The following is a 15,131-nucleotide window of genomic DNA, read 5'->3' as shown; positions in this document are numbered from 1 at the left end:
TACCCATGGTTTGAAAACGAGTTCCTGCCAGCGCTCAGGGAGTTCGCGGAAGAGAGCGACTTCATAGAGTTCTACGAGGGCCACATGGACTACTACAACGAAGACCTCAGAATCTACGAGAACGCCCGTAAAATGCTCCCTCCCGATGAGTTCATGGCCGAGAACGCAGGGGTTCAGGGAGTTACCTACGAGTTCCTTCACCCCTATCTCGTCGCTATACACGGCCACAGCTTCAGTCCGACCCTCAACGGTACAAAAATTTGGGGAGCTGGCGGGATGCTTCCCCTCGTCAGGAGGACACCCCAGAGAACGCTCTGGAGCTACAAAACTGCGAGGGACACGATGTTCGGGCTTCCGCTGAACCGGGAATACATAGTGAGCACGGGGCTCGACGAGCTCCTCTACCTCGGCTTCATTTACCACGAGCTCGGCCATGACATCACCGTTCCGGCAATCAACTCATACGGGAATCTAACCAGCCTTGCCTACTTCGTTGATGCGATACGGACCGATATGCCATATTTAGCGCGTTACGATATGCACTTCTGGAGCAGAACGGGGATGCTCTACGAGGGCTTCGCCGATGCGTGGGAGGACTACGCGATAGGCCAGATAAACGAGAACTACACGCTCCTGGCAATCAACATGCAGAAAGCCTGGGGTGAGTTCTGGATTGGGTGGCTTCTCAACAGGACCGCCTACTATTCAGAGCTGAGCCGGAGAACGGGAAGACCATTCTCGGACTATGTCTGGAGCATCCTTGATGAGATGAGGAATTTCGCGTCGCCGGAAAACGTCAGTGCGGTTTACTCCCGCGAGGTTCCGGTCACACCGCTGAGGGCCTTTGACAGGGGTGCGGAGCTGGGAAGGGTCGTTATCATCTACGGAACGGCCAACCCAGACCCAGCGGGTACGGAGAAGGATAAGGAGACGGCCGAGGAGATAGCGGAGAACCTTGAGAAGTTCTACTCCCAGTGGGTTGAGCCCGTGGAGGTCGTGGTGAAAGCGGACGTTAACGTCACGGACGCTGACCTGCGGGGAGTCATCGTCCTCGTCGGAGGTCCGGTGTCGAACCGGCTTGTGAGGGAGCTCGATAGCAAGTTCCCGCTTCGCTTTGAGACGGTCAACGGAACGTGGGTGTTGACCCACACCGAGAACGTCACGAGCTTCGTTCTCCTCGACGAGAAGAGCCCTTGGAAAAAGGTTTACGGAAACGTGAGCGTCGCCGTTGGGAACCTCGGAAACGTCGCCAACGCGAGCGTTCTCATGGCGATTCGGAACCCCTACAACGAGAGCAACTACCTCGTCTGGGTTGCTGGCGAGAACAGGAACCTGACGGCGCTCTTCACGAACCCGACCTACTACTTGAGCAGTTACGAAATCTACACGGGAAAAGAAGTGGAGATGGGCTTCTACGTTCAGTCGGCCTCTTCCTGACTTTTCTTTTCTCTGAGTCCGTTGCTCTTTATGTGGGGCTTGCCGATGGCTATGGTGAAGCCCTTGAAGCTGTCGTCCTTCCTGTTGAACTCAATGGCCAGAGGAAGGCCGTTGTCCTCGTTGAAAACTATCCGAACGATTCTCGCCCGCGAGTGGTCGCTGAGGTAGTCCTCCTTCAGGCTCTCGTAGCCGTCGATAACGCGGTCGATGCTCTCGCTGTGCATATCGTAGATTTCCCGCGCGTAGACGCTGTGGTTCTTGATTTCCCTGACCTTCTTCTCCCTATCCAAGGTACCACACCCTCAGGCTTTGCGCCACTTCCCGTCGCGGAACTTAAAAACCTTCCTGCACTCGGCCATCCTGAGGGCTTCCTCGAGCCTGCCCTTTGGAACCTCCATGCCGTGGAGCTCCCTGAAGAGCTCGACTATCTCGTCGGTGCTCACCGCTTCTTTCTCCTCAAGGATGTTGCCGACGAGGTTAATCATGTCCTCCACGAAGTTCCAGGGGAAGACTATCCAGGCCCAGTCTATTTCCTCGCCGAAGTAGTCGGGCTTGAAGCGCGAGCCCTTGATTGTGAGGAGCGTGGCGGTCCTTATCTCGGCCGGATTCTGGCTCTCGACGTAGTTCTTGGCGAGGGTTAAGCTCTCCCCTGTGTCGCTGATGTCGTCCACGATGAGGACCTTCTTGCCCTCGAGGTTGTAGTTGCTACCGTACTTGAGCTTGGCCTTGCCGTCAGGAGTTGCCGTTACTCCCCAGTGCTCGACCTTCAGGCTGACCAGGTCCTTGACGCCGAGGTAGTCGCAGTAGAGCCTCGCCGGAACCCAGCCACCGCGGGCGAGGCCGACTATAACGTCCGGTCTCCAGCCGTCTTCCAGAACCTTCCAGGCCCCTTCCTTGGCCCACCTTTCAATGTCCTCCCAAGAAGCGAGATACGCCGGAAACTTCTTCATTGGATTTCCCTTAACGGAGCAAAAACAACCTTTTATTTAAGGTTTTTGGCTGGGATTTTGACGGGTGCGTGTTTAAAGTCACGAATGACGCGTGGCAAGCAACTTCCGGCATCAACACCCCGACGTTTCCCACTTCATGAAATTTGGTTTACCCTGTCGAATTTTGCCCTGTTCTTGCTTGGCAGGGGTTTGAAAAATCGAAAATAGGGGTTAAATGTTTTGTAACGATTCGTGACAGCAAACTGTTAATAACATGACGAAATTTTTTGAAGGGGTTAAGTAAATCCCCGAGATAGCCCTATTGGTTGAAAGCGTGCCAAAAATCGATTAATTTTTAAAAACATCTTGTAGCTGGATTTAAACCCGTTTTAAATGGCTTTGGAGCCTCTGGAAACGGCCAGCACATCAGGGCATTAGCAGGGTTTTCCAGAAAGGCTTAAATATTCCGGCGTTCTTATTTCTCCACTGGACGAAAGGGCGAGTTTCACGCCCTGTTGCAATAAGACTCGAAAAAGACCTAAAAGAAGATTAAAAAGCTCAGAAGAGCCACTGGTTCTCAATGCACTCGTCACACGGCGGCTTCTCGCCGGCTATCGCCTTGAACTTCTTGTATATACACTCAGGCAGGCCGAGGGGACAGCGGTCCGGGTACTGACCGGGCCTGACCTTGGTCGGGTCGAGCTTTATCTTAATGTAGGCCTCGTACTCCTCGACCTTCTTCCAGGGCAGAACCTTCGCCCCGTAAATCACGAGCCCGTCGTAAATCTTCGCGTAGTCTCCGATGACGGCGTTCTCCTTGATGATTACGTCCCTGCCAACGACGACGCCCTCGCCGAGTATCGTGTCCTTCAGCTCGGCGCGCTCCTTGATTATATCGTTTCCTATGAGGACAGAGCGCTTGATGTAAGCTTTGTTCTCTATCACGGTGTTTGGACCGATGTAGGAGTAGGCCTTAATCTTGACGCCGTGCCCTATCTTGACACCTTCATCGATGTAAACCGGCCCCTGAATCTCAACGTCTTCCGGAACCTCCGCGCTCTCGGCTATGTGGAAGTAGCCGTTCTCCCTCGCCATCTCGTCGAGCGCTATCTGGTGGGCGTAGAAGAAGTCTTCAGGGGTTCCGAGGTCGACCCAGTAGGTTCCCTTCGGCATTCTGTGGGCGTAAACCTGACCGCGCTCGACGAACCTCGGAAGAACTTCGCGCTCAAAGTAGACCTCCTTGCCCTTCGGAATCTCCGCGAGAACCTGCTTGTTTACGACGTAAATTCCCGCATCAACGAGGTTGCTCTTGGGCCTCTTGGGCTTCTCCTCGAAGTGGAGCACCTTCCCTCCCTCGTCCATCTCGAGGACTCCGAAGCGCTCTGGGTCGTAGACCTTGGTTGCCGCGACAGTTATCAGCCCGTCGTTCTCCTCGTGGGCCTTTATGAGCTCGCGGTAGTCGAAGTTCGTGAAGACGTCGCCGTAAATCACGAGGAAGTCATCACTAACGTACTCCTCAACGTTCTTGAGGGCGCCACCTGTCTCCAGAGGCATGGGGTCGTTGACGAAGCGGATTTCCTTGGGGTAGTCGGACATCTTCTCGTCTATGAACTCCCTTATCTCGCCCCTCATGTAGTGGACGGAGAGAATTATCTCGTCTATTTCGGGAACTTTCTCGAGCGCTTCAAGGATGTACTGAAGGTTTGGCTTCCCGAGGACGGGAATCATCGGCTTTGGCCTCGTTGATGAGAGTGGCCTGAGTCTCGTTCCAAAACCGCCTGCAAGGATGACAGCTTTCATGGCACTCACCGTTTAAGCCTACTATCGGCACTCTTATATATTTTACGGCTATAAAATATATTACCGAGGGTGAAACGTTTAACCGGCGGTGACTACTTGCAAAAATTTGACATGAATGCGGCAAAAACCCTGACAATCGCAAAAACGGATGTATTTTACGGGGCTGAGCTGAGCTTCCCTATCAAATTCAGAAGTTATGAAGGACGTGAAAACAAAATGAAGAAAAGTGTTCATAAATACTCCTATCTGTCCACACCAAAGCTTAGCTTAAGCACCTTCACCCTCGGCACGAGGCACTTCCCGTAGCAGACCTTCCTGAGCGGGCAAGTCTCGCAGGCGGGCCCCTGGTCAATCTCCTCAATGTAGCCGAGGCTCTTGAGGAGCTCTATGATTCCCTCGACTTCCTCGACCGTAGTTCCAAGCTCCTCGGCAATCTCCTGCGGAAACCGCCTGCCCTCGTTGATGAGCCTCAGCACTTCCTCCATCTTGCCCATCTTCACAACCCCATCGCCGTTCCAACGTGCCATATCAGGATTCCGAGAAGCGAGGCAACGGTTATCATGTACACCGTGACCGCGAGCGCCCACTTCCAGTTGCTCTCCGCCCTTACAGCACCTATGGTGGCTATGCACGGGACGTAGAGCGTGGTAACGACCGCCAGAACGAAGCCCTGCAGGGGGCTCATGGCACTCATCATAGCCTTCTTGAGGGCATCTCCCGTCAGGCCCCCATAGAGGATGCTGTAGGTTGAGATGACGTTCTCCTTGGCAATTATTCCAAAGATTAAGCTAACGCCCGCCTTCCAGTCGAGCCCCATGAGGTTGAGATAGGGCGCGACGAGGTGGCCGAGTCTCTCGGCGTAGCTCTTCCCGGTTCCCATAGGTACCGGGTAGTTGCTGAGGTACCATATGATTATCGAGCCAACGAGGATTACCGTTCCTGCCTTCTGGACGAACTCCTTGCTCCTCTCCCACGAGTGCAGGAGCAGGCTCTTCCAGCTTGGAAGGAGGAACTCTGGGAGCTCGATGACGAACGGGCTCTCCTCGCCCGAGACGAACCTGCTAACGAGCTTGGCGGAGAGTAACGCCACCGCGAATGCGAGCAGATAGATTGCCAGAGCGACGAGGGCGTCTCCGCCAAAGAACGCCCCGACGAGGAAGCTGATGACGCTCAAGCGGGCGGAGCAGGGGATGAACGGATTGACAAACATGGCAACGAGCCTGTCCTTCTCCTCGTCGAGCGTCCTCGTGGCCATAACAGCAGGGACATTACAGCCGAGGCCGAGGATGAGGGGTATTATCGCCTTTCCAGGCAGGCCGAACTTCCTGAGGATGCCTTCCATGAGCACCGCTACCCTCGCCATGTAGCCGAGGTCTTCGAGGAAGGACAGCGCGAGGAACAGAAGGAAGACAAGCGGGAAGAAGCTCAACACCGAACCTACTCCTCCGATTACGCCGTCCACGAGGAGACCGCGCAGGGTCTCGTTCGCTATGTGGGGAGCGACCCACTCGCCGAACCTGCCGAAGGCATCGTCCAGAATCCCCTGAAGGGGCATTCCAAAGGCGAAGACGAACTTGAAGACGAGGTAGAAGACGAAGGCCATCGCTATGAAGCCGTAAACCGGGTGGACGAGGATTCTGTCGAGCTGGTCTGTGAGCGTCTCCTTTGCCTTCCCATAGCCCATGAACTCATGAGTAAGGCCGTCTATAAACTCGTACTTCTGGCCGGCTATGATTAGGTCCATCGCCCGCCCGTAGCGCTCTTCGGCCTCGCCTATGTGGGTCATTATCTCCTTCAGCTTCTCCTCGCCAAGGTGTCTAAGAACGAGCTTCATGACCTCGTCGTCGCGCTGGAGGAGCTTTATCGCCAGCCAGCGAAGGGGATAGCGGTCGGCCAGCTCGGTTCCCGCGAGGCACTTGGAGATGTGCTCGATTTCCCTCTCGACCTCGGGGTCATAGCGCGGTAAAACGGGGTTCGTCTTTATCATCCCGTGCGCCATCTCCCAGATTTTCTCCTTGAGCTCTTCGATTCCGGCCCCTTCCTTCGCGTTGAGCGGGACGACCGGGACGCCGAGGGCTTTTGACATTTTAACGGGGTCTATCTTTATGCCCTTCTTCTCAGCAAGGTCAACCTTGTTGAGGGCTATGATTACGTTCTTCAGCCCCATCTCAAAGATTTCCATCGTCAGGTAGAGGTTCCTCAGAACGGCGGTGGCATCAACGACGTCCACAACGACATCGGGGTTCCCGTTGAGGAGGAAGTTCCTCGCCACGAGCTCGTCAACTGAGTGGGCTGTGAGCGAGTAGGTTCCGGGCAAATCAACGACGAGAAACCGCTCCCCCTTATGTTCAAAAACACCCTCCTTCTTCTCGACGGTGACGCCGGGCCAGTTGCCGACGTGCTGACGCATACCCGTTAGGGCGTTGAATATCGTCGTCTTGCCCACGTTCGGGTTTCCGGCCAGGGCGACAACCCTCATCGCCATGCTACCACCTCAGAGCTTCCTCACAAAGACCCTCGATGCCATCCCCTTGCCGAGCGCCAATCTCGTCCCGCCTACCTCGATTATAACTGGTCCCCTAGGATAGTTCTCAAGAACCCTGACGACAGCTCCTGGAGCCAGACCCATAGCGTAGAGCCTGCTCCTAAAGTTGGGCCCCCCACGCAGGTCAACGACAACACCCCTTTCCCCCGGCACCAGTGAGAGTAAAGGCACAATCATGTTCATCACCGTTAGGTTTTCCTAATTCCATCTCAATGTCGCCGAGCCCCTTAATAAATCTTTGGTGGGCCTAACAAAACTCAGGAGTTCGAATTCAGACCGAGGAAGTTGGAAAACCGTCCCGACTTTTGTTCACCGTAGCGAAGGTATTTATAGGGGCGCCGATAGAGAAGAATGGAGGGGGTATTACCATGGGTGAGGAGATTGGAAAGACATCCCTCGGGATGGATGAGAACTTGGAGGGGTTGCTTGCCTACCTACTTGGGTGGCTTACAGGGATAGTGTTACTTCTCCTGGAGAAGGAAAGCTACTTCGTCCGCTTCCATGCGATGCAGTCAACTGTGATGTTCCTGTTCTTCACGGTGGCGATTAAGGTTTTCGAGTTCATACCGATTATCGGCTGGCTCATGGCGTACTTGCTGTCCCTCGTTGCCATCATAGCCGGGATTGTGGGCATGGTCAAGGCCTATCAGGGCGAGCTCTACAAGTTCCCGGTTTTCGGCGACCTCGCCGAGCAGTGGGTTGAAAAAGTCAACCTATAAGGCTCAGGTTTTTAAGTTCTCCCTCTACGTTTTTTCCATGCTTGAGGATGTCGTTGAGGAAATCCGGGAGTTCTCCAGGAAGTCCGGCGTTCATCGCAAGAAGGTTCTCGTCCTCTTCTCCGGCGGAAAGGACAGCTCGCTCGTCCTTTACCTGCTCAAGAAAGCGGGTCTCGACGTTTCCGCTTTGACGTTCTTCCACCGCTGGAGCTGGCGCGAGACACTAAGGTGGGCGATGAAATTTACCCGAAACCTGGGTGTCGAACACTACCTCGTCGACATTACCGATGGACTGCTCCGGGAAGCCGTTGGCAGGAAGGGGCCCGTTTGCATTCACTGCAAGAGGGTTATGTTATGGAACGCCAAGTGGTTCGCCATCAACAACGGCTTTGACGTCTTAGCGAAGGGCGACAACGCCAACGACAAGATAATAGGAGCCCTCCTCGACCAGTGTGAGACGGACATAAGGCTCTGCGAGATTCCAAGGATAGGCGTTCCCTTCTTCCGCCCCCTGATTAAATACCCCGCCGAGGTTGTTGAACGGCTCGCCGAGGAGGCCGGAATAAGGCCATACCGCATGTACGAGCACGCAAGGAGGAGGCAGTGGCGCGAGGGCTGTCCGTTGCAGTACATAGACCGCGAGAAAATCGTCACGGAAGAGCTGATGGACTTAGCATATCGGGTGAATTACGAGGTCAGCAGAATCGCGAGGAGGCGGAAGGTCAGGGTAAGCGTCCGCGTGCCGAGCTTTGAGATAATGGCCTGGAACGCCGACGGAGAGACACTCGGAGAGGTAAGAGTAGTTATAAAGCAGTTCCGGGGTGATTCCAATGCTTCCGTTCGGAAAGCTGAGGAACGACGTTCTTCGTGAGGTGGTCTTTCCAAACCTCGGCGTCGATGATGCCAATGTAGTATATGGGCCGAGGGAGGGTTTTGACTCGGCGGTTCTCGAGTACGACGATGAGAACTATCTCATAATCGCCACCGACCCGACGCTCGGCGTTCCCGCTGAGACCTTCGGCTTCTTCACCTACCACTTTGCATCGAGCGATGTCGCGGTTTTTGGGGCGAGGCCGAAGTGGCTCGTGGTTGATTTGCTCCTTCCGCCGGGAACGAGGAAGGAATTTCTTCGAAAAGCGATGGAAGACCTCAGCAGGGAGTGCGAGCGGTATAAAACGGCGATAATCGGCGGGCACACCGGAGTTTATCCCCCGATTTCTGAGCCAACCGCAACCACAACGGCGATGGGGCTCGTGAGGAAGGAGGAGCTCAAACTTCCCATCGCGAGGCCGGGAGACAGGATAATCGTTACCGACAAAGTTGCCCTTGAGTTCGCAGTCTCCTCGGCATATTTCCGGGCTGAAGAACTGAGAAGAGTCCTTACTCCTAAGGAGATAGCAAAGCTACGCTCGCTCTACAGGCTTGAAACTGTCCTTCCAGATGCTCTGATAGCGAAGCCCTTCGTCAGGGGGATGCACGACGCTACCGAGGGCGGACTAACGGCGCTCCACGAGATTGCCGACAACTCGGGAGTCGGCTTCAGGGTCTACGCCGAGAGGCTCGAGCTGAACTCCCTCGTGAAAAGGGTTCTCGAGTTCTATAAGCTGGAACCATGGGGCGTCTCCTCAACGGGAACGCTGATAGCGATAACACCTCCGGAGAACGCCTATTCCCTGATTGCAGAATTACATAAAAATGGAATTAAGGCCTTCGAGCTCGGCGAGTTCACGGAGGAGAAAGAGAGAATTCTCGTTGAGGGTAGCGATGAGAGGCCCTTCCCGGAGTTCGAGGGGGACCCCTACGTAGAGCTCTATGGCAGGAGGTAAGATACAAGCCCGAAGTGGAAGAAGAGGCCGAGAACGCGATAAAGCTCGCCGAACTCGCTCTCTCATTTGTGCGCTCCAGGCTCACTTCACCCTGAACCTCAGCAGAGCCGCGAGACCGCCTAGAGCCTTCAACTTCTCACCACCCTCGTGCTCCGAGCTGACGATGACCACTTCGCCCCTCGAATAGCGCACCGCGTCCATGAGTTCTTCAACCTTCCCCCTTAGGTCGCTCTTCAAAAGCTCGTCGAGAACCAAAAGCGTCTCAACGGCCCCGTAGTTCACCGCTTCCTCCACTTCCCTGAGGCCATAGGTGGCTAACCCTGTGTTCCTCGCGATGTTCTCAAGGACCTTCTCAACGAGCTGGACTTCCTTGGCAACCCTGTTCTCGTGGTAAACTCTATCAACGGTTCCTCGCTTGATGACCTCGTAGATGCCCGTCCTTCCGGTTACGCTTGTATCTTCGATGACTACCTTCTTGGCCAGCTCGGGATAGTTCTCGCGCAGGAACTTGTGGAAGTCCTCCTTGACGAAGCCCGGACCTGCTACAATCGCCTTTTCGATTTTCTCCCTCTCCATGAGCTCGGCCATCGTCTTAGCCAAGTCGTGGAAGAACTTCTTTTCCTCGCTTTCGCGGTCTGTGTTGTAGCGCTTTCCGCCGAGGTTCCGCCTTATGCTCGCTACCATCTCGACGCCGTATTCGCGGACGAGGGCTATATCTGCCTCGCCGTCGTCTATCACCACAATCATGACCTTGGCCCGTTTCGACGCTTCAATCGCCTCCCTGAGGCGCTCTATGTGGTGCTCCTTCCAGCGGGGCTTCTGGATTGTTACGACGGTTCCTTCCTCAATCGTTATCGTGTGGTACTTGCCGAGGGGAACATCTTCTCTACTCGCGTAGACTATCGGCCCTGTAACGCGAACCTGGTTCGCAAAGCGGTGAAAGTTTATCTTCTCGGCTTTAACGCCAAGGTAAACCGGAATGACCTCAACCTTCTCGGCCCTCAGCGAGTCCGTTCTCTGGGCCTGCTTCCTGAGGGTTTTAGCGTAAACTATATCCCCGGGGTCTATGACGTGGTAGAGGTGCCAAAGGTCATCTAAAGTTTCGGCCTTTACCTTCACTATGCCCTCCTTGGGCTTCTCTTCGAGTATCTGCACCCTCTCACCCCTAACGAACTTGGGGGGAAGGATTTAAAGGTTACCAGCCCTCCTCGAACCGAACTCCCCTCGACTCCATGAAGGCCTTCGCGCGCTCTATCTCCTCCTCGCTTTCGCCGAAGAGGATTATCCCAATGTACTTCCCGAAGCCCTTCGGCGAGGAGTGGATTCTAACGTTAAAGCGCTCCAGCGTCTCGTTGAGTATCGGCGCGAGCTTGCTCTCGTCTGTTATCTCCGCCAGTAGCTTCCTCTGGACAAACTTCTTCTTTCCGAGCCTTGGGAGGACCTCCTTCTCAAGCATCGCCTTCATCTCACGTGGCATCCCGGGGAGGACGAATATCTTAACACCCTCGTGCTCGATGTACGCTCCCGGCGCAGCGCCTTCGGTGTTCTCCAGCGGTTCCGCGCCCTCCGGCAGGTAGGCCATCTTTCTTCTCGCCTCGTTGAGCTCCGGGTCGTCTATGAGGCCTTTATCGTAAAGCTCGCGGTAAAACGCTTTAATCCTCTCAAGGCATCCCTCGCAGAGAACGAGCTTCCTGTTGAGGGCTTCCGCTACGGCAAGCATCGTAACGTCGTCGTGGGTCGGGCCGAGACCGCCGGAAATCACGAGGACCTCAGGTTTTCTCCCGAGGATTTCCCTGAGGACGGTCTTTATCTCCTCCACGTCGTCTCCCACAGTCGTCTTTCTCCGCACCCAGTAGCCCCTCTCGGTGAGCTTCTTTGCTATGAAGGCCGAGTTGCTGTCAACGGTGTTCCCTGTGAGAAGCTCGTCGCCTATTGTGAGTATCTCCGCGAACATCCCCCACCACCGGAGATGTTTAGGCATGAGCCCTTATAACGCCCGCGGAAGAATTTTGCAGGGGAATGTCAAAACTGCCACTTCTCGAAGTGCTTTTCACCACGAGTGAAAACAAGGTTTAAGTATTTTATCGCTGTAAAACTCCCGGTGGTTGCCATGGTCAGGGTTAAGGTCGGAATCAACGGCTACGGCACGATAGGAAAGCGTGTCGCCTATGCCGTAACCAAACAGGACGATATGAAGCTCATCGGCGTAACCAAGACCAAGCCAGACTTCGAGGCCTACCGCGCGAGGGAACTTGGAATCCCGGTTTATGCCGCGAGCGAGGAGTTCCTGCCGAGGTTTGAAAAGGCCGGCTTTGAAGTCGCCGGAACGCTGAACGACCTCCTCAGTGAGGTTGACGTAATCGTTGACGCAACTCCCGGGGGAATGGGGGCGAAGAACAAGGCCCTCTACGAGAAGGCCGGCGTTAAAGCCGTCTTCCAGGGTGGTGAGAAGGCGAACGTTGCCGAGGTTTCCTTCGTGGCCCAGGCCAACTACGAGAAGGCCTTGGGAAAGGACTACGTCCGTGTCGTCTCCTGCAACACGACGGGTTTAACCAGAACGCTGAGCGCGATTCAGGAGTACATTGACTACGTTTACGCGGTCATGATTAGAAGGGCGGCCGACCCCAACGACACGAAGCGCGGTCCAATAAACGCCATAACGCCGAGCGTTACGGTGCCCTCGCACCACGGGCCGGACGTCCAGACGGTTATACCGATTAACATTGAGACGAGCGCCTTCGTCGTTCCGACGACGCTCATGCACGTTCACAGCGTAATGGTCGAGCTGAAGAAACCTGTCGAGGCTAAGGATATCATTGATATATTCGAGAACACCACACGCGTTCTGCTCTTCGAGAAGGAGAAGGGCTTCGACAGCACTGCCCAGCTCATAGAGTTTGCCCGCGACCTGCACCGCGAGTGGAACAACCTCTACGAGATTGCAGTCTGGAAGGAGAGCATCAGCGTCCGCGGAAACAGGCTGTTCTACATTCAGGCCGTCCACCAGGAGAGCGATGTCGTTCCCGAGAACATCGACGCGATAAGGGCCATGTTCGAGCTCGCCGACAAGTGGGAGAGCATAAAGAAGACGAACAAGAGCCTGGGGATTTTGAAGTGATTACAGCCCCAGCCTTTTCTTTACCTCTTCCGCGCTCAGCCTGACCAGCAAATCCTTCTCCCTGCTCGTCTCCCCGCGAACCAGTTCGACCTCGGCTCCTAAAACCTTCGAGAGGAACTTAACAAGCTCCTTGTTCGCCTTTCCTCCAACAGGTGGAGCTTTCACCTTGACCTTCAATCTTCCACGCCACTCGTCGATTTCCTCAATCTCGTTCTTCTTTGCCTTGGGCTGGACGTAAACGAGAAGGAGCGTTCCCTCTTTCGTTTCCTTCAGGAACTTCGCACTCATCCTCAATCCCTCCATTCGTACTCCCACACGATTTCGGGCGGGAACTCCTTCCGTTTAATCTTTTCGAGGATTTCCCTCGCAACGCGGTAGGCGAAGTCGAAGGTTTCCTTGTCAATCAGCCCATAGTTGAGGGCCATCTCGAGTTCGTCCTCGTCGAGGAGGAAAGCCCTTCCATCGGGAAAGATGAAGATGTCGAGGAAGAGGTCGAGCATCTCTAAGGTGTTCCCCTCGCGCTTCGTGCATGCTAAGACATCAACGTAGAGCCCCACAAAGTTGCCCCGCTCATCGTAGACCTTCAAGATGTCGTAGTTCTTTCCGATGAAGGCAAAGTAGAGCATGGTGTAGCCGTTTTTAATAACCTCTACACCGTTCACCCTCAGCGGGGTGAGCATTCCCTCAAAGCGAGCCTTGGCAACGATTACATCTCCTAAATCTTCTACAACCTCATCATCCCGTTCGAGAACCCTGTTTGGAATGCGGCGGTAGACGAGGTGGATTTTCATGGGAAACACCAGCAAAAAGAGTAGTTGAAAAAGCGGGGATAGCACTTCACTCCCCGAAAATCAGCTCCCTGAGCTTTGACGGTAGCTCCTCGATGCTAACCCTCACCTGCTCCCTCGTGTCGCGGTCGCGAATCGTTACCGTGTTGTCCTCGGGCGTCTGGTTGTCGATGGTCACGCAGTAGGGCGTTCCAATCTCGTCGTAGCGCATGTAGCGCCTTCCGATTGTATCTTTCTCGTCGTAGACGACTATGAAGCCCGCTTTCTGGAGCTTCCTGAAGAGGTCGTAGGCTATACTTTTGAGCGGTTCTTTGGCCACGAGCGGGAGAACGGCAACCTCAATCGGCGCCATGTCCTTCTTGAGCTTGAGATACGTTCTGTCCTCCTCGATGACGAGGCTGTTCTCAAGGAGCAGGTAGAATGGCCTGTCTATGCCGAAACTCGGCTCGAGGACGTGCGGAACTATTTTCTCGCCGGTAATTTTCTCCTCGACTTCCCTTATTATGAAGTCGTCCTTCTCAAGCTCGTAGCCCTCTATCGTGATTTTGCCCTCTTTCCCAAGGATTTCGACCAGCTCACGCTTCTTCTCCTCGTCCCAGCCTTTGATGAGCTCGTTTATCCTCTTCGCGTCCTTCCTCAGCTTTGGACCAACGCGCTTGAGGTTGAGGGAAACCTCCAGCTTTCTCACGATTCTCGGCTCGTCGTAGTGGATTAGCACCGTAAGGTCGGCCCCGCTCTCGCGCATGTGCCTGCTCAGGTCGTAGTCTCCCCTGTTCGCTATGCCAACGCACTCGACCCAGCCGAAGCGCTCGCTGTGGACTTCCGCGTCCCAGGTGTCGCGGGAGTAGTGGGCGCGCTCCTCGGGGAGCTGCTGGCGGAAGCGTATCTTGTCCTCCGGGATGCCGATGTCGAGGAGGACGCGCTTCACCATGACCATGTAGTAGGCGAAGAAGGTGTTCATTATGTAGCCCCGCTTTACAGCTTCTTCGGCGGTGAGCTCAACCTCGCCGAGGTTCTTGAGCTGGTTCTCAATCGGGTAGAGCCTCAGAATCTCGTCCTTGACCTCGTCGAAGTGCGGGTGCTCGGTTTCCTTCGGGTTGAAGAATATCTCGGCCTCGGCCTGCGTGAACTCCCTCAGGCGGAGCATGCCCTGCCTCGGCGAAATCTCGTTCCTGTAAGCTTTCCCAATCTGGAAGACGCCGAAGGGGAGCTTGTTCCTCGCGAAGGCGTTCAGTCTTTTGAAGTTCACGAAGATGCCCTGGGCAGTTTCTGGCCTCAGGTAGCCCTTCTGGTCGCCGTAGGGGCCGATTTTCGTCTCGAACATGAGGTTGAAGTACCAGACGTCGCTCAGCTCGCCGCCGCACTCGGGACAGCGAATGTCGTGCTCGCGGATGAGCTTTGTGAGTTCCTCGGCAGATAAACCCTCAACGTCCATGCCAAGGGCTTCCTCGACGAGGTGGTCGGCTCTGAAGCGCGCCCCACACTTCTTACACTCCACGAGCGGGTCGACGAACTTCTCGACGTGACCGCTCGCTATGAAGACCTTTTCAGGCGTTATGTCAGGTGTTTCGAGCTCGAAGAAGCCCTCCCTCTGGAATGCTTCCCTAATTTTTTGCTCTATCTTCCTCTTTATCGTTGCGCCGAGCGGGCCGTAGTCGTAGAATCCGCGTGAACCGCCGTAGATTTCAAAGCTACCCCACGCGAAGCCTCGCCTCCTCATCAAATCCTGAAGAATCTCGTACTTGTCGGGCTTCTCTCCCATGTTCTATCACCTGAGAGTTGAGCGGGCGAATTTCATAAAAAGGTTTTGGGGCCCAATTTGGAACTCTGACGAAGCTCGAAAACGGAAAGAGTTATAAACCGTTCCCGTCGTTTAGGCTATGAGCTTTGATTGTTTGGAGGTGCGTGAAAATGGCGGAAAGACCACTCGATGTTATTCACAGGTCCCTTGACAAGGACGTCCTCGTGCTCC

General features: G+C 54.9%; 16 protein-coding genes. 5 read left to right on the top strand and 11 right to left on the bottom strand.

What is annotated here, in order from left to right:
* Nucleotides 1-1,437 (top strand): hypothetical protein (locus MVO87_RS10205; protein ID WP_297553061.1); only part of this gene is annotated, 1,437 nt, incomplete at its 5' end.
* Here MVO87_RS10205 and MVO87_RS10200 read toward each other — a convergent pair.
* The 6 genes from MVO87_RS10200 to MVO87_RS10175 form a co-directional block, all read right to left on the bottom strand.
* Nucleotides 1,419-1,727: a hypothetical protein gene (locus MVO87_RS10200; protein WP_297513110.1), complete on the bottom strand. Its 309-nt coding sequence runs from the start codon at nucleotides 1,725-1,727 to the stop codon at nucleotides 1,419-1,421. The two genes, MVO87_RS10205 and MVO87_RS10200, sit on opposite strands and share 19 nt — an antisense overlap.
* A 12-nt stretch (nucleotides 1,728-1,739) precedes the next feature.
* On the bottom strand, nucleotides 1,740-2,387 hold the full coding sequence (locus tag MVO87_RS10195; RefSeq protein ID WP_297513112.1) for a phosphoribosyltransferase: 648 nt from the start codon (nucleotides 2,385-2,387) through the stop codon (nucleotides 1,740-1,742).
* A gap of 537 nt (nucleotides 2,388-2,924) precedes the next feature.
* The gene (locus MVO87_RS10190) at nucleotides 2,925-4,166 is read right to left on the bottom strand and encodes a nucleotidyltransferase family protein (RefSeq protein ID WP_297553063.1); all 1,242 of its coding nucleotides are present in this window, start codon (nucleotides 4,164-4,166) and stop codon (nucleotides 2,925-2,927) included.
* Nucleotides 4,167-4,408: 242 nt separating this feature from the next.
* A complete protein-coding gene (locus MVO87_RS10185; RefSeq protein ID WP_297513272.1) occupies nucleotides 4,409-4,660 on the bottom strand; it encodes a DNA-binding protein in 252 nt (83 codons plus the stop codon).
* Between the two features lie 2 nt (nucleotides 4,661-4,662).
* On the bottom strand, nucleotides 4,663-6,651 hold the full coding sequence (gene feoB, locus MVO87_RS10180) for a ferrous iron transport protein B (protein ID WP_297553059.1): 1,989 nt from the start codon (nucleotides 6,649-6,651) through the stop codon (nucleotides 4,663-4,665).
* Nucleotides 6,652-6,660: 9 nt separating this feature from the next.
* Nucleotides 6,661-6,888 carry a FeoA family protein gene (locus tag MVO87_RS10175; protein ID WP_297516814.1) on the bottom strand — a complete coding sequence of 76 codons (228 nt, stop codon included), beginning with the start codon at nucleotides 6,886-6,888 and terminating at the stop codon, nucleotides 6,661-6,663.
* A gap of 191 nt (nucleotides 6,889-7,079) precedes the next feature.
* Between MVO87_RS10175 and MVO87_RS10170 the strand changes: the two genes are divergently transcribed.
* The 3 genes from MVO87_RS10170 to MVO87_RS10160 are packed head-to-tail and all read left to right on the top strand — an operon-like array spanning nucleotide 7,080 to nucleotide 9,253.
* The gene (locus tag MVO87_RS10170; protein ID WP_297516810.1) at nucleotides 7,080-7,430 is read left to right on the top strand and encodes a DUF4870 domain-containing protein; all 351 of its coding nucleotides are present in this window, start codon (nucleotides 7,080-7,082) and stop codon (nucleotides 7,428-7,430) included.
* A gap of 37 nt (nucleotides 7,431-7,467) precedes the next feature.
* Entirely contained in the window at nucleotides 7,468-8,298 is an 831-nt protein-coding gene (locus MVO87_RS10165) for a DUF7411 family protein (protein ID WP_297553057.1), read from the top strand.
* Nucleotides 8,258-9,253 carry an AIR synthase family protein gene (locus MVO87_RS10160; RefSeq protein WP_297553055.1) on the top strand — a complete coding sequence of 332 codons (996 nt, stop codon included), beginning with the start codon at nucleotides 8,258-8,260 and terminating at the stop codon, nucleotides 9,251-9,253. The genes MVO87_RS10165 and MVO87_RS10160 overlap by 41 nt, the downstream gene beginning before the upstream one ends.
* A gap of 81 nt (nucleotides 9,254-9,334) precedes the next feature.
* On the opposite strand, the gene MVO87_RS10155 is transcribed toward MVO87_RS10160, so the two are convergent.
* Both MVO87_RS10155 and MVO87_RS10150 read right to left on the bottom strand, forming a co-directional pair.
* Nucleotides 9,335-10,408 carry an mRNA surveillance protein pelota gene (locus MVO87_RS10155; protein ID WP_297515836.1) on the bottom strand — a complete coding sequence of 358 codons (1,074 nt, stop codon included), beginning with the start codon at nucleotides 10,406-10,408 and terminating at the stop codon, nucleotides 9,335-9,337.
* Between the two features lie 40 nt (nucleotides 10,409-10,448).
* On the bottom strand, nucleotides 10,449-11,207 hold the full coding sequence (locus MVO87_RS10150; protein ID WP_297515839.1) for a molybdopterin-binding protein: 759 nt from the start codon (nucleotides 11,205-11,207) through the stop codon (nucleotides 10,449-10,451).
* Between the two features lie 156 nt (nucleotides 11,208-11,363).
* Here MVO87_RS10150 and MVO87_RS10145 point away from each other — a divergent pair, with 156 nt between their 5' ends.
* Nucleotides 11,364-12,371, top strand: coding sequence for a phosphorylating glyceraldehyde-3-phosphate dehydrogenase (locus MVO87_RS10145; RefSeq protein ID WP_297515854.1), 1,008 nt, complete (start codon nucleotides 11,364-11,366; stop codon nucleotides 12,369-12,371).
* On the opposite strand, the gene MVO87_RS10140 is transcribed toward MVO87_RS10145, so the two are convergent.
* The 3 genes from MVO87_RS10140 to glyS are packed head-to-tail and all read right to left on the bottom strand — an operon-like array spanning nucleotide 12,372 to nucleotide 14,921.
* Nucleotides 12,372-12,659 (bottom strand): DUF167 domain-containing protein, encoded by a 288-nt coding sequence (locus tag MVO87_RS10140; protein ID WP_524540280.1) that lies wholly within the window; start codon nucleotides 12,657-12,659, stop codon nucleotides 12,372-12,374.
* Between the two features lie 2 nt (nucleotides 12,660-12,661).
* On the bottom strand, nucleotides 12,662-13,162 hold the full coding sequence (locus MVO87_RS10135) for a ribonuclease FAU-1 family protein (protein ID WP_297515845.1): 501 nt from the start codon (nucleotides 13,160-13,162) through the stop codon (nucleotides 12,662-12,664).
* A gap of 46 nt (nucleotides 13,163-13,208) precedes the next feature.
* Complete coding sequence (gene glyS, locus MVO87_RS10130; RefSeq protein ID WP_297553054.1) at nucleotides 13,209-14,921, bottom strand: glycine--tRNA ligase; 1,713 nt, start codon at nucleotides 14,919-14,921, stop codon at nucleotides 13,209-13,211.
* Nucleotides 14,922-15,131: the final 210 nt, after the last annotated feature.

It is taken from the genome of Thermococcus sp., assembly GCF_027063845.1.
Taxonomy (GTDB): Archaea; Methanobacteriota_B; Thermococci; order Thermococcales; family Thermococcaceae; genus Thermococcus.
The sequence above is the reverse complement of the archived record's forward strand: the minus strand, read 5'-3'. Positions and strand labels throughout refer to the sequence as shown.

Bases quoted from the DNA above. Each gene is read 5' to 3' on its own strand.
- MVO87_RS10150 (WP_297515839.1), bottom strand. From the start codon at position 11,207: ATGTTCGCGGAGATACTCACAATAGGCGACGAGCTTCTCACAGGGAAC.
- MVO87_RS10145 (WP_297515854.1), top strand. From the start codon at position 11,364: ATGGTCAGGGTTAAGGTCGGAATCAACGGCTACGGCACGATAGGAAAG.
- feoB (WP_297553059.1), bottom strand. From the start codon at position 6,651: ATGGCGATGAGGGTTGTCGCCCTGGCCGGAAACCCGAACGTGGGCAAG.
- MVO87_RS10160 (WP_297553055.1), top strand. From the start codon at position 8,258: ATGCTTCCGTTCGGAAAGCTGAGGAACGACGTTCTTCGTGAGGTGGTC.
- glyS (WP_297553054.1), bottom strand. From the start codon at position 14,921: ATGGGAGAGAAGCCCGACAAGTACGAGATTCTTCAGGATTTGATGAGG.
- MVO87_RS10135 (WP_297515845.1), bottom strand. From the start codon at position 13,162: ATGAAAATCCACCTCGTCTACCGCCGCATTCCAAACAGGGTTCTCGAA.
- MVO87_RS10140 (WP_524540280.1), bottom strand. From the start codon at position 12,659: ATGAGTGCGAAGTTCCTGAAGGAAACGAAAGAGGGAACGCTCCTTCTC.
- MVO87_RS10165 (WP_297553057.1), top strand. From the start codon at position 7,468: ATGCTTGAGGATGTCGTTGAGGAAATCCGGGAGTTCTCCAGGAAGTCC.
- MVO87_RS10170 (WP_297516810.1), top strand. From the start codon at position 7,080: ATGGGTGAGGAGATTGGAAAGACATCCCTCGGGATGGATGAGAACTTG.
- MVO87_RS10185 (WP_297513272.1), bottom strand. From the start codon at position 4,660: ATGGGCAAGATGGAGGAAGTGCTGAGGCTCATCAACGAGGGCAGGCGG.
- MVO87_RS10190 (WP_297553063.1), bottom strand. From the start codon at position 4,166: ATGAAAGCTGTCATCCTTGCAGGCGGTTTTGGAACGAGACTCAGGCCA.
- MVO87_RS10175 (WP_297516814.1), bottom strand. From the start codon at position 6,888: ATGATTGTGCCTTTACTCTCACTGGTGCCGGGGGAAAGGGGTGTTGTC.
- MVO87_RS10195 (WP_297513112.1), bottom strand. From the start codon at position 2,387: ATGAAGAAGTTTCCGGCGTATCTCGCTTCTTGGGAGGACATTGAAAGG.